Source organism: Saccharopolyspora sp. NPDC050389 (assembly GCF_040655595.1).
Lineage (GTDB): Bacteria > Actinomycetota > Actinomycetes > Mycobacteriales > Pseudonocardiaceae > Saccharopolyspora.
The window spans coordinates 19,259-37,856 of record NZ_JBFAKG010000012.1; the positions used below are offsets into that span (position 1 = coordinate 19,259).

An 18,598-nucleotide genomic window follows, 5' to 3' on the forward strand; every position below is an offset into this window, starting at 1 on the left:
GGCGCCGCGCCCCCCCCCCCGGCGGGGCGGGGCGCCGCCCCCCCGCGCCCCCCCCGGCCGCCGGATGTCGTCAGGGCAGCAGGCCGACGAGCGGGTCGACGATCTCGTCGAGCATCGCCTTGTGGACGCGGATGTTCTCCTGCGGGCTGGTGAGCAGGCTCTCGATCTCCCAGGTCGGCTTGGAGAGGTGGTACTCCTCCACGTGGTGCAGGAGCGCGCCGCCGGATTCCTGAACGGCGCCGAGGGGGCCGCCGGACGGCTCGGATTCGTGCGCCGACGCGGTTCCGGCGCCGACGGCGCCCAGCATCGCGCCGGTGGCGGCCAGCGTCGCGGCGGCCCGCAGGCAGCGCCGGGCGAGCGGCCGGTTCCCGTTGTCGTTTCTCACGGCATTCCCTTCGACTGGAGTACTTTCCGGTTGTCGTCGGCAGAATGCGTTGGCAGCGCGGCGAAATCCGCCGACGAGAGTCGAAGTCAACCAGCGCGACCGCGGCGGCGAGGTGAAGCCGGAGTTCCGGCCCCGCTAATTGATCCTCTACGCGTAACGGATCGGCGTGTGAGCGTTCCGTAACAGATCGTTCACGCCTGGTGGCGGCCGCGTGCGTAAGTTGACCGCCTATGAATCCGTCAACCGCGCAGGCCACCGTGCTGGTGGACGAGCTGATTCGTTGTGGTGCAAGAGAAGCCGTGCTGTGCCCGGGTTCGCGGAACGCACCGCTGGCGTTCGCGCTGCACGCCGCCGACGCGGCGGGGCGCCTGCGGCTGCACGTGCGCATCGATGAGCGCTGCGCCGGATTCCTCGCAGTTGGACTCGCCATGCGCGGGCGACGCCCGGTGCCGGTGGTGTGCACTTCGGGCACCGCGGCGGCGAATCTGCACCCGGCGGTGCTGGAGGCCTCGCACAGCGGGATCCCGCTGCTCGCGATCACCGCGGACCGGCCGGTCGAACTCCGCGGCACCGGGGCCGGGCAGACCGTCGACCAACACCGGTTGTTCGGCACCGGTGTGCGGGCCGCGATCGAATTCCCAGTAGCGGAAGGAAGTTCCGCGAACGCCCGCTGGCGGTCCGCAGTGGATCGGGCATGCGCGATCGCCGTCGGCGTCCGCACGGGAGATCCGGGACCGGTGCAGGTGAACGTGCCGTTCCGGGAACCGCTGGTGCCGGACGGTCGCGAGGTGGTGACTGGCCGGGCCGGCGGTGCGCCGTGGAACGACGTGCTGCCGGTCGTCGAACGGCTGCGCCCCTTGCCGCTCGAGGTGTCGCGAACCCTGGTGGTGGCGGGTCAGGGCGGGGCCGGGCGGATCCCGGCCGGCGTGCCGGTGCTGGCCGAGCCCGGATCGGCGCTGTGGCAACGCTCGTTGCGCACCGCGCCGTGGTTGCTGCCCGCGGCCCTGTCCGGTGCCGCGCCGGAGCTGATGCCCGAGCAGGTCCTGGTGCTGGGACGGCCGACCCTGCACCGCTGCGTGCAGCGCCTGCTGGCCGACGACCGCGTCGACGTGTTCGCCGTCCCGGCGGCGACGTCCTGCGGACGTAATCGTCCGATGTGGACCGATGTGGCGGGAACCGTGCACGGAGTGGGCGGAATTCCCGCGGCGTGGGCGCCTCCGGCGGCCTTCGGCGACGCCTGGCGGCGAGCGGATCGTGCTGCGGGGGCGGCGCTGGATGAGGCCCTCGCCGCGGAGCGCGGAGTGACCGGGCCGGGGCTGGCGGGAGCGGTGGCGGCAGGTGTTCCGGCGGGCTCGATGCTTTTCGCCGGTCCGTCCAGCCCGATTCGGGACATCGCGCTCGCCGCCCGGCCGCGGGCCGACGTGGCGGTGCTGGCCAACCGCGGTGTCGCCGGGATCGACGGGGTGGTCTCCACCGCGATCGGTGCGGCGCTGACGCACGACGGCCCGAGCTACGCCCTGCTCGGCGATCTGACCTTCCTGCACGACTCCAACGGCCTGCTGCTCGGCCCCGACGAGCCCCGCCCCGCGCTGACGCTGGTCGTCGCCGCCGACTCGGGCGGGAGCATCTTCTCGCTGCTGGAACAGGGAGCGCCGGAACACGCGGCGTCCTTCGAGCGCATCTTCGCCACCCCGGTCCGGGCGGATCTCGCGCAGCTGTGCAACGCCGCCGGGGTGCCGCACACGACGGTTGCGGATCTCGACCAGCTCCCGGAGGTGCTCCGGACCGGCGGCGGATTGCGCGTGGTCGAGGTTCCGGTGAACCGGGCGGACCGGCGCGCCCTGCACGACCGGTTGCGCCGGGCGATCGAGACCGGCGCACGCGCCCCGGTACCGCAGCGCTGAGCAGATTCGGCAACATCCCTTCGATTGCGTGCAGGAGCTTGCTGTGACCGATCTCGTGCGGCGTGCCGCGGACCTCCGACCGATCCTCGCCCGCAACCGGGCGATCGGAGACCGGCTGCGCAGGCTGCCGGACGAGACGGTCGAAGCGCTGGCCGGCGCCGGGCTGTTCCGCGCCCTGGCGCCGCGCCGGTACGGCGGTGGGGAATCCGACCTGCGCACCGCCATCGACGCGACCAGCGAGGTCGCGAAGGCGGATCCGGCGGCGGCCTGGACCGTGATGATCCTCGGGTCCGGAGCCTGGATCACCGGCTTGTTCCCCGGCGCCGCGCAGGACGAGATCTACGCCGCAGGCCCGGACGTGCGGGTGTGCACGGTGCTCACGCCGCGCTCGACCGCCCGCGCCGTCGACGGCGGCTGGCGGCTCAGCGGCCGGTGGGCGCCGGCGTCGGGCTGCCTGCACTCGCAGTGGGCGATGCTGGGATTTCCCTTTCTCGACGGGCGATCCGGGGTCGGCCTCGCGCTGGTCCCGATGCGCGACCTGACCGTCGAAGACACCTGGTTCACCCTGGGCATGCGGGCGACGGGCAGCAACCTGCTGGTGGGCGAGGACGTGTTCGTCCCGGCGCACCGGGTGCTGGAGCTGGGACCGGCCGTCCGCGGCGAGCGCACCGGGAACCGGCCCGACGTGCCCCGCTACCGGGCGGCCATGATGCCCACCCTGGCGGCCTACCTGATCGCCCCGTGCCTCGGGATCGCCGAGGCGGTGCTGGAACACGTCGTCGAGCAGGCGGGTGAGAAGGGCATCTCGTTCACCGACTACGAGCGGCAGAGCGATTCCACCGCCTTCCAGCTGGCCGTCGCCGATGCCGCGATGAAGATCGACGTCGTCCGGCTGATCGGCCACGACTCGGCGGCCGTCGTGGACGGGCACGCCGCCGCCGGAACGCATCCCGACCAGCTCGCCAGGGCCCGCATCCGCCTGCACACCGGTCATGCCGCGCGGCTGTGCCGCGAGGCGGTGGACGGGCTCGTGTCGGCCTCGGGCGCCTCCGCGCTGGCCGACTCGCACCCGCTGCAGGGCTACCTGCGGGACATCCAGGTGGCCGTGCGGCACGCGGTCGCCAGCCCGGCGAGCAACGGCGAGCTGTTCGGCCGCGCGCTGCTGGGCGTGACGCCCAACATCACCGAAATGATCTGAACCGGAGGTCCGAACATGACGACGACGGTGCCGGAACGGGAGATCGTCAGCATCCGCGACCTCGACGCCGAGGTCGAGCTGTGCGAGCTGGTGCCGACCAGGCACGGCGTGCTGTCCTGGCTGCGCGGCGGTGACGGGCTGGTCGGTTGGGGCGAGGCCGCCCGGTTCGAGATCAGCGGCCCCGACCGCTTCGGGCAGGCCGCCGAGGCCTGGGCGCGCTTCGTCGAGCGCATCGGCGGCGACCCGAGGGTGGCCGCGTTCGTCAGCTTCTCCTACGCCGGGAACGGCCGGTCGGTGCTGATCGTGCCGCGCGTGCTGGTGGGCCGCCGGGCGGGCCGGAGCTGGATCACCACGATCGGCCCCGACCCGCGCATCCCGGCCGCGCCGGTCACCGGGCCCGGGCCGGTGCGGTGGCGGGACGGAGATCTGCCGAGCGCGCGGTGGCGGGACGCCGCGGCCGAAGCGGTGCGCCGGATACGTCGCGGCGAGTTCGAGAAGGTGGTGCTCGCGCGGGACCTGGTCGCCGAGGCGGCCGAGCCGATCGACCCGCGCCACCTGGTCCGGGAACTCGCGGCGCGGCACCCGGATTGCTGGACCTTCGCCGTCGCCGGGCTGGTCGGCGCGACGCCCGAAATGCTGTTGCGCCGCGACGGGAACAGGCTCACCGCCCGGGTGCTGGCGGGCACCAGCTGGGACGACGGCGTGCAACTCGCGCGTTCACGGACGCATCTCAGCGAGCACGCGTACGCCGTCGCGTCGCTGGTCGGCGCGATCGCGCCGAACTGCACCACGCTGCGGACCGACGGGCCCTTCGAACTGCGGTTGCGCGACATCGCGCACCTGGCCACCGATGTCGCGGGCGAGCTCAAGGGCGACCTCGACCTGTTCGCACTCGCCGCCGCGGTGCACCCCACGGCGGCCGTCGGCGGCACCCCGCGCGCCGCCGCCGACCGGGTGATCAACGAGCTGGAAGGCCTGGACCGGGGCCGCTACGCCGGCCCGGTCGGCTGGATCGACGCGACGGGTAGCGGCGAGCTGGGCATCGCGCTGCGGTGCGCCCAGCTGACGGGCCCGCGGGCGCGGCTGTTCGCCGGGTGCGGGCTGATCGCCGAATCCGATCCGGACGTGGAACTGCGGGAGACCGAGGCGAAGTTCGCCGCGCTGTGCGAAGTGCTCGGCGCCTGATCACCGGGAGAACACGATGCGCACTCCACCGATCGTGCTGGACACGATGCACGCCGCGTTCCTGGCCAGGGCGATGTACGTCGTCACCAGGCTCGGCATTCCCGATCTGCTCGCCGGCGGCCCGATGTCCTGCGCCGACCTCGCGGGAAAGCTGCGGGTGCAGCCGGTGCCGCTGCACCAGGTGTTGCGCTCCGTCGCCACCACCGGCCTGCTGCGCACCGAGCCGGGCGCGGAAACCGGTCCGCGGCAACGGTATGCGCTGACCGGCAGCGGCCGGACGCTGCTGGCCGGGCACCCGTCCGGCACCGCCGAGATGGTCCTGATGATGCAGGGCGAGTTGTTCTCGAAGGCGCTGCGAGCGTTGCCGGAGCGTGTCGAGAGCGGCCGGACCGGGCCGGAGATAGCCGAAGGACTCCCGTTCTTCGAGATCATGGCCCGGCGGCCGGACGAGGCGCGGCTGTTCAACCGGATGATGATCGCCACGCACGGCGACGAACCCGCCGCGGTCGCCCAGGCGTACGACTTCTCCGGGGCCGAACGCATCGTCGACGTCGGCGGCGGAATCGGCGCGCTGCTGCTGGAGATCCTCCGCCGCCACCCGCGTCCGCGCGGTGTTCTCTTCGACGTCGCGGACGTTTCCGATCATGCGCGGAAGCACGTCGCGGCCGCCGGGATGTCGCGGCGGTGCGAGGTCCGCAGCGGCGACTTCTTCGAGTCCGTGCCCGCGGGAGTCGACCTGTACCTGCTGTCGAGGATCCTGCACGACTGGGACGACGACACCTGCGTGCGCATCCTGCGCACCTGCGCGCAGGCGATGGACGCGGGCAGCCGGCTACTCGTGGTCGAGAAGGTGTTGCCGGACAACGACGAACCGCATCTCGGCAAGCGGCTGGACCTGGTGATGGCCGCGCTGACGCACGGCCGGGAACGCAACGCCGCGGAGTACGGTGCGCTGCTCGCGCGGGCCGGGCTGCGCGTCGAGCGCCACCTGGCGACCGGATCGGCCTCCAGCATCGTCGTCGCGATGCTCGATCGGCGGGCGCGTCCGGCTGGTGGGACGCGCGGATACCCGCATTGACATGCCGGTGGTGCTCTGTTGCGATTGATTCGTGATGTTCCCGGTGCTCACGAAGCGGCGGCACGTGGATTTCCGCCGCGTGTCGGCCCAAGCGTGTCGTTCCTAGCGTTCCGCCAGCCCGGCCTCCGCCATCCGGCGGAGATCCGGATCAGCAGGCAGTCCACAGCGGACTGAAATCTCGGACTCAGGGAGCACGTGTGTCCAGCGTCCTCGTAATTTCCGGCAGCCCGTCGCGCACCTCGAAGACCGAACGGATTGGCGAGCACATCGCCCAGCGCATCGCGGCGTCCGGCCGCAGCGCCGACCACCTGCGCGTCCGCACCCTGCCCGCGGATGCGCTGCTCGGCGCCGACACCCGCGCCCCGGCGATCGCCGAAGCCATCGGCAAGGTCGCCGAGGCCGACGGCGTCGTGCTGGCCACCCCGACCTACAAGGCGGCGTATTCCGGCCTGCTGAAGGCCTTCCTGGACCTGCTGCCGCAGTTCGGCTTCGCCGGCAAGGCGGTGCTGCCGCTGGCGACCGGCGGCACCGTCGCCCACGTCCTGGCCATCGACTACGCGCTGCGCCCGGTGGTGCACTCGCTGGGCGCCCGTCACGCGGTGCAGAGCTTCTTCTTGCTGGACAAGCACATCTCGGTGGTGGACGACCAGCTCAGCGTCCACCCGGACAGCGCCGAACCGCTGGCCGACGTCGTCGAGCAGTTCACCAAGGCCCTCGACGGCGTCCCGCACTCCACGGTCCTCGGCCGCACGGCCTAACGACACGAGGCAGAAGGGCGCCGCCCGACTCCTCGTCACCTGATCGGGATCTCGCTATGCTCGGCGGTACCTCTTCGTGGAGGTATGCCCCCGGTCGACGGGCTGGGGGTTTCGCGAAGAGGTTCTTCCGCGAAGAGGTGATGTGATCGTGTCCTCGAACGGTCCGTCTGTTGGTGCTCGTATCCGTCAGGCGCGGGAACGCGCCGGGATGAGCCGCAGTGTGCTGGGCGGTCTCGTCGACCGGTCGGCCGAGTGGGTTAAGGCGGTCGAGACCGGGCGCTTGCAGACGCCGAAGCTCCAGATGCTTACCAAGCTTGCCCACGTACTCGACGTTCGAGACCTCGCCGAGCTCACTGGGAACGATGAAGCGGTGTCGGTGTCCCGGTTCGCGCCTGGCGCTGCTCACCAGGCGCTCTACGACGTGCAAGCCGCGTTGACCGAGTACCGGCTCACGCCGGACACGCGGCCGGTGGACCTGGCGCACCTGGCGGAACGGCTGGTGTCGGCGTGGAAGGTGCGGCACAGTTCGCCGGACCACCGGACACAGCTCGGGGCACTGTTGCCCGACCTGATCCGGGACGGGCAGCGTGCTGTCCGGGCACGGCGGGGTGAGGAACGACGGGATGCGCGGCGCATTCTGGCGGGCGTTTACCAGCTCGCCGACTTCTACGTCGCGTTCCAGCCCGCGCCGGAACTGGTGTGGCTGGTCGCCGACCGGGCCGTCACCGAAGGGCAAGAAGCCGACGACCCGTACGCGATGGCTGCCGGGGCGTGGGCGCTGGTGCAGGCGCTGCGGGAATCGGGGCGCTGGGAAGAGGCGATCAGCGTCGCCCACGACGGCGCGGCCCAGCTAGAGCCATATCTGGAGTCGGCCCCGGACGACTGGCGCGGCATGGTCGGCGCGCTTCGGGCCGAGAATGCATTGACCTATGCCCGTCGGGGCAGGCACGGCGAAGCCTGGCGATACTGGGAGTCGGCCTATGGAATCGCCCGGAAGCTCGGACCCGGTTATCGGCACGTGCAATCGAGCTTCGGTCTGCCGGTCATGAAGGCGAACGCAGTCACGTTGGGAGTGGAGCTGCGGCGTAGTGGCGAGGCTATGCAGGCGGCGAACTTCGATTCGGCCGAAATCGCGTCGGTGCCACGCCGGGCTCGGCACCTGATCGAGGTCGCCCGTGTTCACGCCTTGCAGGGCGATCAGGCAGCGGTGTTAGGGATGCTGGACCGGGCGGAGCGGACTGCGCCGGAAACAGCCCGGTTCAACGGCTGGGCACGCGAGTTGACGCATTCGCTTCTTGACGGTCCGCCAGGTGGCGAGTTGGCGGCCGTGCGGTCGTTGGCGCAGCGGATCGGGGTCCGCTGATCGGGTAGGGGTACAAAACGTACCTATCGGCCGTGTCGGGCCAGGAGATCTTGTCGCCATGCATGAGGCACTGGCGATGTTGCTCGGGCTGCTGGCCTGGTCGGTGATCTTCGTTCCGCTTTTCATCGTGTGGTGGCTGCCGGGACACCGGGAGAAGCAGGCGCTGAAGGCGGAGGCGCGGCGTCGGGAGGAACGGCTCCGCCGTCGTTTTCCGGGGCGTGCCGCGTGAACGGCCAGCGTTCAGCGGCGGTGATCCTGGCGCGGCTACGCCCGGAGTACGCGCCGCCGGATCGGCCGCCGGAAGTGCACGCCTACCGCGTCGATCACCTCGTGTGGGTGTCGCCGTGCGGCGACCGGCTCGCGCCGGACGAAGCCGAGATCGTCGAGCCGTTCACGGGCAACCCGTGCCCGACGTGCCTCATGTTCGCTGCGCTCACCAGCGAAGCGCCGCCGGTCGCACGCGCCGAGCTCGAAAGCGCGCCGTCGAGCCGGGAGCTTCTGGCTGCGTCCCCGGCGGACGTCATCGTCGAGTCGTCGGGCGTGATGCTGCTGTACGCGCCGTCCTGGCGCGAGCGCGTCGTCCACTGGGCGAAGCCCAACGAGTCGACCAAGCCGTACGGGGGCGGGACGGTCGTCTCGGGGCTCTGCGGAGAGATCGGATGGGGGCCGGACGAGCGCCCGCCGGACGGATGGCCGATGTGCTCGGAGTGCATCGAGATCGCGTTCGAGGAGATTTCGTAGGCATGGCAGCGGCAAAGCACCGCCGCACGGGCATCATCGCGGCCGGGTACACCGTGAGCTGGACTGGTGATCTCGCCGCCGAACCGCCGACTGCCAGCCGTTCTACCCTCCCGGAGATCGCCGACATCGACCCGCCGACGCTCGCCGACGAGAAAGCACTCGACGCCGAGCGCGCCGCAGCGAAACGCGTCGCGTGCAGTCACCCGAGGGTTACGTGGAAGCTACTCGCCGACGTGCTTGCCGGACTGCAACGGCTGTAGAAGCCGGTGCGGCCACGTGGCCGCACCGGCCGAGAGCGGCACCCGGATCGTCGTCCGGGACTGACCGCGTGGATCGTCCGGGCGCGGCGCTGATGCCCTTGTCCATTGCGGACTCAACGGCCTCCACGGTCTAACAGCGCCCTTTTCATCGCGTCACCGGCTCAGTGCAGTTCCGGCGGGTTGGTCTCGGAGGTGCCGATCGCCGAGGCCTCGACGCCCCACTTGCGCACGATCCGCTCGTAGGTGCCGTCCTCGATCAGCTTGTTCACCGCCGCCTGCAACGCGGGCGCCAGCGGCGAGCCCTTCTCCAGCGCGAATCCGACGTTCAGGCGCCGGAACTCGTTGAGGAATCGCAGGTTCGGCTGCTGGCTGACGGTGTAGCGCAGGCCGTTGATCGTGCTCATCAGCACGTCGACCTTGCCCTGCTGCAAGGCGGAGTACTGCGCGCTCATCTCCTTGAAGACCAGCACCTGGTAGGCCGGCCGGCCCAGCTCGCCGCAGCGGTGCTGGTGGGCGTTGAGCGTCGTTTCGAACGTCGTGCCCGCGCCGGTGCCGATGGTCCGCCCGCACAGCTGCGTGACGTCGGTGACCGGGGCGAGATCGCTGTCCTGGCGGACCGCGAGACCCTGGCCGTCGTTCAGGTACGTCACGAAGTCGACGGTCTTCTTGCGTTCCTCGGTGACCCCGAAGTTGCCGGTGCCGACCTGGAACTTGCCGCTGCCCAGCGCGGGCAGGATCGTGTCGAAGGCGGCGTCCTGCCGGTCGATGCGCACGCCGAGCACGCGGGCCACGGCCTCGGCGACGTCGATGTCCACGCCGACCGCGGTGCGGTTGTCGGGCAGGTAGAACGCTCCGGGCGGGCTGCCGTCGAGCGAGCTGCCGAAGTTCAGCACCCCGGCCTGCCTGACGTCCGGTGGCAGCAGCGCCGCGATCGCTTCGTCCTTGGGAACTGCGGAGATCACGTCGGCGGTCGCGTCCAGGCCGGGCGCGGCTTCGGTCGGGATCGCGCCGGGCGCGCATCCGGCGAGCAACCCGGCCGCGGCCAGCATCACGACGATCGTTCTGAAACGGGGCAGCATTCGGTGTGAACCCTTCAACGGGAAGCGAACGGGCGCGGTGGTGGTGGACGGCCCGTGCGAGGTGGTCAGCTGCAGCGGCTGACGGCGCGAAGGAGGAATGGCGTCAGCCGCGACAAGCGGCCGACCACACCAGGGCGAGGTCGATGTGGGCGCGTTTCACCAAACGCAGTTGCCTGGTCACACAACGAGAATCGCCGGAGGCCCGGTGGGTGTCAACGACGATCAACCTTTGGGACGGCCTTGACGCCGCGGCCGGGGCGGCTAGCGTGTCAGGCGGTGGTGGACCCCGCGCCGACGTCGTTCGGCGGCCGTTTCCTGCGAGGCGTTTCTCTCCTTCGTCCAAGCAGCGCGATTTCATCGGAAATCGACGTGCTGATTTTCGCCGAAATCGCCGCACGACAGGAAAGTCCCGATGACCCGATCAACGCATCTGCAGGCGGTGCCGGACGCCGAGCCCGCCATAGTCGACCCGCCGCCCGTGGTGCCCGCGCGGCATCCCGCCAGGTGGATCGCCGCCGTCGCGGCGCTGGTCGTGTTCGCGCTCGTGGTGCATTCGATGGCCACGAACCCGAACTTCCAGTGGCCCGTCGTCGCCGCCTACTTCGCGCTCCCGGCCGTGCTGAACGGCCTTTGGCTCACGCTGTGGCTGACCGCCGTCACCATGGTCCTCGGCTTCGCGCTGGGTGCCGTGCTGGCCGTCATGCGGTTGTCCGGAAATCCCGTGCTGAACTGGCTGAGCTGGACCTACACCTGGCTGTTCCGATCCATCCCGCTGCTGGTCCAACTGCTGTTCTGGTTCAACATCGGCGCGCTGTACCCGACGCTGAGCATCGGGCCGTTGTTCACAGTGGACACCGTGAACCTGCTCGGCGGCACCACGACGGCGGTGATCGGCCTGGTGCTGCACGAGGCCGCATTCGCCGGGGAAGTGGTGCGCGCCGGCATCCTGTCGGTCGACGCGGGCCAGACCGAGGCCGCGCAGGCACTTGGCATGACCAGGATGCGCGTGCTGCGCCGGATCGTGCTCCCGCAGGCGATGCGCGCGATCATCCCGCCGTCGGGCAACATGCTCATCGGCACGTTGAAGGGCACCTCGATCGTCAGCGTCATCGCGGTGCACGACCTGCTGTACTCGGTGCAGCTGATCTACAACCGGAACTACCTGGTGATCCCGCTGCTGCTGGTGGCGACCGTCTGGTACCTCGCGATCACGTCGATCCTGACGGCGGGCCAGTACTACGTCGAACGCCACTACGCCCGCGGTGCCCACCGGGAGCTGCCGCCGACGCCGCTGCAGCGGTTCCGCGCCGTGCTGAAGGGAGCCCGGTGATGCTCCGGATTACCGGTCTGCACAAGAGCTTCGGCTCCACGCCGGTGTTGCGCGGCGTGGATCTGGCGGTGCGGCAAGGCGAGGTGACCTGCGTGATCGGCCCGTCCGGCTCGGGCAAGAGCACGCTGCTGCGCTGCATCAACCACCTGGAGAAGGTGAACGCCGGGCGCATCGAGGTGGACGGCGTGCTGGTCGGCTACCGCGAGTCGGCGGGCAAGCTGCACGAGCTCGGCGACCGCGCGATCGCCCGCCAGCGCGCCGGGATCGGCATGGTGTTCCAGGGCTTCAACCTGTTCGGGCACCTGACGGTCCTGGAGAACCTGATCGAGGCGCCGGTCGGCGTGCTCGGTTTGTCCAAAAAGGACGCGTTGATCAGGGCGAGGGAGAAGCTCCGCCGCGTCGGCCTGGCGGATCGCGAGGACGCCTATCCGCGACAGCTCTCCGGCGGCCAGCAGCAGCGAATCGCCATCGCCCGCGCGCTGGCGATGGAACCGACGCTCCTGCTGTTCGACGAGCCGACCAGCGCCCTGGATCCGGAGCTGGTGGGGGAGGTGCTGGCGGTGATGCGTGACCTGGCCGAGGCGGGCCAGACGATGGTCGTGGTGACCCACGAGATCGGCTTCGCCCGGGAGGTCGCGGACACCGTCGTGTTCCTGGACAACGGCGAGGTGCTGGAAACCGGGCCGCCGAGCAAGGTCCTGGACGATCCCCGGCAGCCCAGGACCAGGGACTTCCTGCAGCGCGTGCTGTGAAAGGAGATCCGGCGGCGATCGAGAACAACGCTGTGCGCTGCGCCGATCCCGACGCGGCGCTGTGATCTCCGTCGTATTTCTCGGAATCGGATCGTGGAAGGGTGGGTGAGTCCGAGCGAAGGGAGTCGATGATGACTGGGCGCAGTCCGAAGCTGCAGCGCGCGTACGACCTCAAGAGCAAGGAAGAAGCCGAAACGGTCTACGACGAGTGGGCGGCGGAGTACGACGCGGACATGGTCCAGGGCATGGACTACGTGGCGCCCGCGAACGCCGCGAACCGCCTGGTGGACCTGGCCGGCGACCCGGGGCCGGTGCTGGACGCGGGCTGCGGCACCGGCCTGGTCGGCGCGGCGCTGGCGAAGCGCTCGGTCGCGGTGATCGACGGAGTCGACCTGTCCCAGGGCATGCTCGACCAGGCCCGGGCCCGCGGCGTCTACCGCAACCTGGCCAAAGCCGACCTGACGCGACGCCTGGACATCGCCGACAACACCTACGGCGCGGCGATCTGCGTCGGCACGATCACCGACGGTCACGTCGGCCCGGAGGTCCTCGACGAACTGGTCCGGGTGGTCCGCCCGGGCGGCCTGGTGGTGGCGACGGTGGCGCACGTCTGGGAGTCCCGGAAGGTGGGCGAGCACATCAACGGCCTGGCCACGGAGGGCCGGATCCGCCTCCGAGAAGCGGACGAGTGGGAGTCGGTGAAGGGCGAGAACGTCCGCTGCCGAATCCCGGTCCTCGAAGTCCGCTAGCGCGAAGCCTGTCCAGAGGCACCTCCGGTCCGCCGGAGGCGCCCCTCGTCGTTGCCCCGCTCCCACGAGAATTTGACAGTCGACTTTCAAATGGGAGTAGACTGTCAACATTCTCGGGAGGGAGCGGCTGTGCGCGAGAGCATGTTGGGGCGGCTGCGGGAGGCGAACCGGCTGCGCCGGCTCGGCCCGGAGGCGATGGCCGAGCGCGGGCGGGCCCGGTTGGCCGAGCAGGTCGCCTTCGCCAGGGCGAATTCGCCCTTCTACCGGCGGCTCTACCGCGGTTTGCCGGATCGGGTCACCGACCCGGCGCTGCTGCCGGTGACCGGCAAGAAGTCGCTGATGGCGGAGTTCGACGACTGGGTCACCGACCGCGCGGTGACGTGGGCGGCGGCGCAGGAGTTCGTGGCCGACCCCGAATCGGCCGGACGGCCCTTCGCCGGGCGGTACACGCTGATCACGACATCGGGGACGACCGGCGCACCGGGCATTTTCGTGGTCGACGAGCGGGCGCTGACCGTCAACGTCGCGCTGGCCTCGCGGATGCGCGGTGCCTGGCTGGGCGCGGCCGGGCTGGCGAAGGCGGTGGCGCGCGGTGGCCGGATGGCGCTGGTCGTCGCCACCGGTGGCCACTTCCTGGTGGCGGCCGGGTCCGAGCGGCTGTTCGCCAACCCGGTCACCCGCCGCATCGTGCGGGTGTTCTCCGCGCACGCGTCGATGGAGGAGCTGGTGGCCGGGCTCAACCGCTTCCGGCCCGCGATCGTCCTCGGCTACGCCAGCGTGCTTTCCCTGCTGGCCCGCGAGCAGCAGAACGGCGGCCTGCGCATCGATCCGTTGCTGGTGGAGACGGCCGGCGAGGCGATCACGCCAGCAGAACGCGAGCGGATGGCCGCGGCCTTCGGCGCCGACATCCGCGACACCTACGGGGCCACCGAATGCCCCTTCCTGACCGACGGCTGCGCGCACGGTTGGTACCACGCCAACAGCGATTGGGCGGTGCTCGAACCCGTCGACGCGGACCACCGGCCGGTTGCGCCCGGGGAGCTCTCGCACACCGTGCTGGTGAGCAACCTGGCCAACCGGATTCAGCCGATCCTGCGCTACGACCTCGGCGACAGCGTCCTGCAGCGGCCGGACGCCTGCCCGTGCGGCAACCCGCAGCCCGCGTTCCAGGTGCGCGGTCGCGTCGCCAACCGGCTCGCCTTCCTCGCGCCGGGCGGGGGAACGGTCGAGATCCCGTCGATGGTGCTGAACACCCTGATCGACCGGGTGCCCGGGGTCGGCCTGTTCCAGGCCGAGCAGCCCGCGCCGATGGCGCTGCGGATCAGGCTGACCTGCGCCACCGGGGTCGATGCCGAGCAGGTGTGGCGCACCGTGCTCGACGGGTTGGCCCGCGCCCTCGCCGACCGGGGCTTGGGAGACGTCGACCTGCAACGGGCCGCGGAGCCGCCGCGGCAGAGCCGGGGCGGCAAGTTCCGCACCGTGATCCCGTTCGAGTCGGCGCAGCACGGAGAATTGAGCCATGACGGCAAGCCCTGAACCGAGCCCGGCCAGCGGGCTGCGGGCGAAGAAGAAGGCCAAGACCCGCTCCGAGATCCGGCGGCAGGCGCTGCGGTTGTTCGCGACCCAGGGCTACGAGTCGACCACCGTCGAGCAGATCGCCGAGGCCGCGGAGGTGTCGCCCAGCACGGTTTTCCGCTACTTCCCGACGAAGGAGAAGCTCGTCGTCTCCGACGGCTACGCCCCGGAGGTGGTCGAGGCGTTCCGCGCCCAACCCGCGGAGCTGAGTCCTTTGCGGGCCGTCCGGGAGGCGATCCGAACGGCCTTCGCGGGGCTGTCCGGCGAAGAAGTCGCGCAGCGGCGGCAACTTCAGGAACTCGTGCTCACCGTCCCGGAACTCTGGGCGGCGAGCCTGGGCAACATCAAGCAGACCCAGCACGTGCTCGCCGAGCTGGTAGCGGAACGGGCCGGTCACGCCCCCGAAGACGCCGAGGTTCGCAGCTTCACCGGAGCGGTGTTCGGAGTGCTGCTGGAGGTGTGGCTGCGCTGGGCGGAAAACCCGGACCTGAACGCGCTGGAGGCACTGGATCAGAGCCTGGCGCACCTGGAGGCGGGCCTGCCACTGTGAATCGTCGGTTCACGCGGGCGTTTGTGTGATCATGGTCGGCATGTCGTTCGATGCGATCCTCTGTGACCTCGACGGGGTTCTGCGCTGGTGGGACCCGGAAATCATGTCCGGCCTGGACCGCGCGAACGGCCTGCCGCCGGGGACGCTGGCCAAGACGGCGTTCGCGCCCGACCGCCTGAACCCCGCGATCACCGGGGCCCAGACGGACGAGCAATGGCGCGCGGCAATCGCCGACGATCTCGCCGAAGCCTGCGGAACACCGGAAGCGGCGCGCGTGCTCGTCGCCGAATGGTCCGCCCACGCAGGCGAAGTCGTCGAAGAAGTAGCGGAACTGCTCGCGGCGGCCAGAGAACACGTCCCAGTGGTCCTGGTGTCGAACGCGACCACCCGACTGGAATCGGACCTGGCCCGGCTCGGGATAGCGGATCTCCTGGACGAAGTGGTCAACAGCGCCCGAGTGGGAATCGCGAAACCCGACCCGGAGATCTACCGATTCGCAGCGGCCAGAGCAGGAGCCCCGGAGACCCGCTGCCTGTTCGTCGACGACACCCTCCAGAACGTCGAAGCGGCCCGAGAACTCGGCATGCAATCCCTACACCACCAAAACCCGACCCAACTCCGAAAAACCCTCGCACCACTGCTGAACCGAACTCGTGAGTGATGACTCCGGCTCTTACCGGAACCACCACTCACGACCAACGCGCTGCCAACCTCGCAACTGCATTGACCTGTTTTTCGGGTGTTCCTGCTCTTCGTGGCTTGCGCGGATGGCGGTGCAGGTTCGATCGTGCTTGTGCCAGGGTCACACTGGTTGTTTTTCGTCGTGTGTTTGAGGGGGATGTGTGGGATCGCCGGACGGGGGGACGCGGAACAGTGCGTCGTCGGCTGAGAATGTTGTTCAGGCGCAGAATGTGCTGGGGGATGTGCACATTCATGGCTCGGCCGGTTCGGTGGGGCGTCCGTGGGAGGTGCCGCGTCAGCTTCCAGCGACGGTGCGGCATTTCGTCAACCGGACGGTCGAGCAGGATGCGTTGACCACGCTGCTCAATGGCGCTGGCCACGATCACACGGTTCTGGTGTCGACCGTTGACGGGCTTGCTGGGGTGGGCAAGTCGACGTTGGTGGTGCAGTGGGCTCAGCAGGTTCGGGAGCGGTTTCCCGACGGTGAGTTGTATGTGAATTTGCGTGGTTTTGATCCGGTGGCTGATCCGATGGCTCCAGCGGAGGCGTTGATCGGGTTTCTCACCGCGCTGGGAGTGGCGCCGGAAGCGGTAGCGGCGACTGAGGAGGCTCGGGCGGCGCAGTTTCGGACGCTGTCGCACGGGCGGCGGATGTTGCTTGTGCTGGACAACGCTCGTGATGCCGAGCAGGTGTTGCCTTTGCTGCCTGGCTCGGCCGGGTGTCTGGTGGTCGTGACGAGTCGTCAGCGGCTGGACGGGTTGGTCGCTCACCACGGTGCGCAGCGGCTCTCCCTGGCCACGCTCACCCGCGGCGAAGGACGCCAATTGCTGGCTCGTTTTCTCGGTGACGAAAGGCTGGCCAACGCCCCGGAGGCGGTGGCGGCGTTGTTGGAGCATTGCGCGGGACTGCCGCTGGCGCTGACCCTGGTCGCCGCACAAGCCGCAGCCGAACCGGACGTACCGTTGGAAGACCTCGCTGCTGATCTCCGTGATGAGCGTGATCGGCTTGATGCGCTGGATCTGGGTGGGCGAACCGGTGTCCGAGCGGTGTTCTCCTGGTCTTACCGCGTGCTTTCCCCGCAGGCTGCTCGGCTGTTTCGCTTGCTGGGACTCCCGAATTCGCCGGACGTCGGCCTCGACGCGGCTGCGGCACTTGCCGGGGCGGGCCAGCGCCACACTCGTCGGGCGCTAGCCGAGCTTTGCCGGGCGCATCTGCTCACCCGACGCGCGGGAGACCGCTATGTCTTCCACGACTTGCTGCGCGCCTATGCGCGTGAGTGCGCGCATGCGAACGAAACTGAGCAGGAACGCACCGCGGCGTTGCAGCGCTTGCTCGACCACTACCTCTACACCACCTACGCCGCCAACCAACGACTGCTGCCAAGTCGGCCCCTGCCCGAGTTGGAGTACGTCGACGAACGCCTATGGCGCGACTTCGCCACGTATGAAGACGCATTGGCATGGTGGGATGTCGAGCACGCCGGCGTGCTGGCCACCATCCGGCAGGCAGTGGCACTAAAGATGTCCCGTGGCCCGTGGTTGGCACATGCGGCCACCTACCCGTTCAAGCTGCGCGGATTGATCGACGAGTTGAAAGTCAGCAGCGCTGACGGACTCAAAGTCGCTGCGGAGAATGGAGATCTTCCCGCACAGGCAAGACTGCTCGCCGACCTCAGCACGGCACATCTCTTCCGCGGGGAACCTGATGCAGCTCTTCGATACCAGCAATCCGCCGCCGAACTGTTCGCCGAACTCGGCGACAAATTCTGGGAAGCCAGCACACACGGCGTGCTTGGGGAGATCTTTCTCGAGTTGGAGCGCTACGGGGATGCGGCGACCTCCGCACGACACGCACTGCAAATACTAGGCGATTCTGGTGACCAGGAAGTTCAATCCGGGGCCGACGCTGTTCTCGGACTGGCCTTGGCCCACCTCGGTGACTTCACCGCAGCACTCACCCATCTGCACCGGGCCAGCGAGATCGATGCCCCATTCGCCCGGGGCTACGCGCTGACCAACCTCGGGTCCGCATACCTTCAGGCGGGGGACATCGACAACGCGGTGCGCACCTACCGCAAGGCGGCGGAGCACCGTCACGCCATCGGGCACCAGTTGGGCGAGGCGACCAGCCTCACCAAGCTCGGCGAAGCCCTGCGCACTGCTGGTGATGCGGAGGGAGCTCGGGAAGCCTGGCAGGCTGCGCTCGTCGTGCTCGACCAGCTCGGCCACTCCGACGCAGACACCGTCCGAGCCTGTCTCAGCACACTGGACGCCGAGTAACGCGACAAGCCAGATCTAGGGGTGTCGGCCGTCGTTTTGGCTGGTTGGGCCCGTGTGTACTTTTTGTTGCTATGGCGACAGAAAGTGCACACGGGTCTTGACCTGGGGAAACGTTGGGCGGCCTGATCTTCGGGTGTTTTTACAGCGGGCCGTTGATCCAGTTCTGGAGCAGTGGGGCCGTTATCGCGATCAGGTTTTCCTTTGGTTCTGCGCTGATCGCTTTGGTTTTCAGTACCAGGCGGGCCGCTCCCAGGCCCATCAGGTGGCTGCAGACCAGTTCCGCTCGGAGGCGGGCCTTCGGCCCCGTCAGGCGCTTGGCCAGGCGGGTGACCAGTTGTTGTTCGAAGTTCGCGCGGAACTGGGCTCCCGCCGGGCGCGACGACGTGAACACCGCCCGCACCAGCGGGTCGCCCTGGGTTCGGTCGTGGTAGTCCAGCAGCGTCCGGACCAGGTGTTCGCCGAGCCGGGGGAGTTCGCAGTCCAGCAGGCGCTCCGCGTCCTGCTCGAAGCCCGAGGCCTCCGCGAACAGGCTTTCCTTGCTGCCGAAGTACTTCATCACCAGGGCCGCGCTGACCTCGGCGTCCGCCGCGATGTCGCGCAGCGTCACGTCGGCGTAGCCGCACGACGAGAAGCGGCGTCGCGCCGCCTTGAGGATGGCTTCGCGGGTGGCGCACGCGTCGCGCCGCTGGTCCTCGCCGACCGCTGTGGCCGGAGCCGTGCTGGACATGCCG

The 18,598-nt window shown here is 69.8% G+C and carries 19 protein-coding genes; 16 read left to right on the forward strand and 3 right to left on the reverse strand.

Going from position 1 to position 18,598, the window contains the following annotated elements; translation table 11 throughout:
* Positions 1-70: 70 nt before the first annotated feature.
* Positions 71-385 carry a hypothetical protein gene (locus AB0I53_RS10145; protein ID WP_358599440.1) on the reverse strand — a complete coding sequence of 105 codons (315 nt, stop codon included), beginning with the start codon at positions 383-385 and terminating at the stop codon, positions 71-73.
* 230 nt (positions 386-615) lie between these two features.
* Between AB0I53_RS10145 and menD the strand changes: the two genes are divergently transcribed.
* The 9 genes from menD (at position 616) to AB0I53_RS10190 (ending at position 8,872) form a co-directional block, all read left to right on the forward strand.
* On the forward strand, positions 616-2,289 hold the full coding sequence (gene menD, locus AB0I53_RS10150) for a 2-succinyl-5-enolpyruvyl-6-hydroxy-3-cyclohexene-1-carboxylic-acid synthase (RefSeq protein ID WP_358599443.1): 1,674 nt from the start codon (positions 616-618) through the stop codon (positions 2,287-2,289).
* A 43-nt stretch (positions 2,290-2,332) separates the two neighbouring features.
* Positions 2,333-3,487 carry an acyl-CoA dehydrogenase family protein gene (locus tag AB0I53_RS10155; RefSeq protein ID WP_358599446.1) on the forward strand — a complete coding sequence of 385 codons (1,155 nt, stop codon included), beginning with the start codon at positions 2,333-2,335 and terminating at the stop codon, positions 3,485-3,487.
* Between the two features lie 15 nt (positions 3,488-3,502).
* A complete protein-coding gene (locus AB0I53_RS10160) occupies positions 3,503-4,672 on the forward strand; it encodes a chorismate-binding protein (RefSeq protein WP_358599449.1) in 1,170 nt (389 codons plus the stop codon).
* Positions 4,673-4,688: 16 nt separating this feature from the next.
* A complete protein-coding gene (locus AB0I53_RS10165; protein ID WP_358599452.1) occupies positions 4,689-5,750 on the forward strand; it encodes a methyltransferase in 1,062 nt (353 codons plus the stop codon).
* Positions 5,751-5,947: 197 nt separating this feature from the next.
* The gene (gene ssuE / locus AB0I53_RS10170; protein WP_358599455.1) at positions 5,948-6,508 is read left to right on the forward strand and encodes an NADPH-dependent FMN reductase; all 561 of its coding nucleotides are present in this window, start codon (positions 5,948-5,950) and stop codon (positions 6,506-6,508) included.
* Positions 6,509-6,656: 148 nt separating this feature from the next.
* Positions 6,657-7,871 carry a helix-turn-helix domain-containing protein gene (locus tag AB0I53_RS10175; RefSeq protein WP_358599458.1) on the forward strand — a complete coding sequence of 405 codons (1,215 nt, stop codon included), beginning with the start codon at positions 6,657-6,659 and terminating at the stop codon, positions 7,869-7,871.
* 58 nt (positions 7,872-7,929) lie between these two features.
* Positions 7,930-8,100, forward strand: a complete 171-nt coding sequence (locus AB0I53_RS10180) for a hypothetical protein (RefSeq protein ID WP_358599461.1) — start codon at positions 7,930-7,932, stop codon at positions 8,098-8,100.
* Complete coding sequence (locus tag AB0I53_RS10185; RefSeq protein ID WP_358599464.1) at positions 8,097-8,612, forward strand: DUF3039 domain-containing protein; 516 nt, start codon at positions 8,097-8,099, stop codon at positions 8,610-8,612. The genes AB0I53_RS10180 and AB0I53_RS10185 overlap by 4 nt, the downstream gene beginning before the upstream one ends.
* Before the next feature lie 2 nt (positions 8,613-8,614).
* Positions 8,615-8,872 (forward strand): hypothetical protein, encoded by a 258-nt coding sequence (locus AB0I53_RS10190; RefSeq protein ID WP_358599467.1) that lies wholly within the window; start codon positions 8,615-8,617, stop codon positions 8,870-8,872.
* Positions 8,873-9,033: 161 nt separating this feature from the next.
* Here the strand turns inward: AB0I53_RS10190 and AB0I53_RS10195 are convergent, their stop codons facing one another.
* Positions 9,034-9,951 carry an ABC transporter substrate-binding protein gene (locus tag AB0I53_RS10195; protein WP_358599470.1) on the reverse strand — a complete coding sequence of 306 codons (918 nt, stop codon included), beginning with the start codon at positions 9,949-9,951 and terminating at the stop codon, positions 9,034-9,036.
* Positions 9,952-10,363: 412 nt separating this feature from the next.
* Here AB0I53_RS10195 and AB0I53_RS10200 point away from each other — a divergent pair, with 412 nt between their 5' ends.
* The 7 genes from AB0I53_RS10200 (at position 10,364) to AB0I53_RS10230 (ending at position 17,867) form a co-directional block, all read left to right on the forward strand.
* Entirely contained in the window at positions 10,364-11,281 is a 918-nt protein-coding gene (locus tag AB0I53_RS10200) for an amino acid ABC transporter permease (RefSeq protein WP_358599473.1), read from the forward strand.
* Positions 11,281-12,033 (forward strand): amino acid ABC transporter ATP-binding protein, encoded by a 753-nt coding sequence (locus AB0I53_RS10205; protein ID WP_358599476.1) that lies wholly within the window; start codon positions 11,281-11,283, stop codon positions 12,031-12,033. Before AB0I53_RS10200 ends, AB0I53_RS10205 begins: the two co-directional genes overlap by 1 nt.
* 131 nt (positions 12,034-12,164) lie before the next feature.
* Entirely contained in the window at positions 12,165-12,782 is a 618-nt protein-coding gene (locus AB0I53_RS10210; RefSeq protein ID WP_358599479.1) for a class I SAM-dependent methyltransferase, read from the forward strand.
* Positions 12,783-12,911: 129 nt separating this feature from the next.
* The gene (locus tag AB0I53_RS10215; RefSeq protein WP_358599482.1) at positions 12,912-14,318 is read left to right on the forward strand and encodes an AMP-binding protein; all 1,407 of its coding nucleotides are present in this window, start codon (positions 12,912-12,914) and stop codon (positions 14,316-14,318) included.
* Positions 14,302-14,907, forward strand: coding sequence for a TetR family transcriptional regulator (locus AB0I53_RS10220; protein ID WP_358599485.1), 606 nt, complete (start codon positions 14,302-14,304; stop codon positions 14,905-14,907). The genes AB0I53_RS10215 and AB0I53_RS10220 overlap by 17 nt, the downstream gene beginning before the upstream one ends.
* 40 nt (positions 14,908-14,947) lie before the next feature.
* Positions 14,948-15,568 carry an HAD family phosphatase gene (locus tag AB0I53_RS10225; protein ID WP_358599488.1) on the forward strand — a complete coding sequence of 207 codons (621 nt, stop codon included), beginning with the start codon at positions 14,948-14,950 and terminating at the stop codon, positions 15,566-15,568.
* 250 nt (positions 15,569-15,818) lie between these two features.
* A complete protein-coding gene (locus AB0I53_RS10230) occupies positions 15,819-17,867 on the forward strand; it encodes a tetratricopeptide repeat protein (protein WP_358599491.1) in 2,049 nt (682 codons plus the stop codon).
* A 139-nt stretch (positions 17,868-18,006) separates the two neighbouring features.
* On the opposite strand, the gene AB0I53_RS10235 is transcribed toward AB0I53_RS10230, so the two are convergent.
* On the reverse strand, positions 18,007-18,594 hold the full coding sequence (locus tag AB0I53_RS10235; protein WP_358599494.1) for a TetR family transcriptional regulator: 588 nt from the start codon (positions 18,592-18,594) through the stop codon (positions 18,007-18,009).
* Positions 18,595-18,598: the final 4 nt, after the last annotated feature.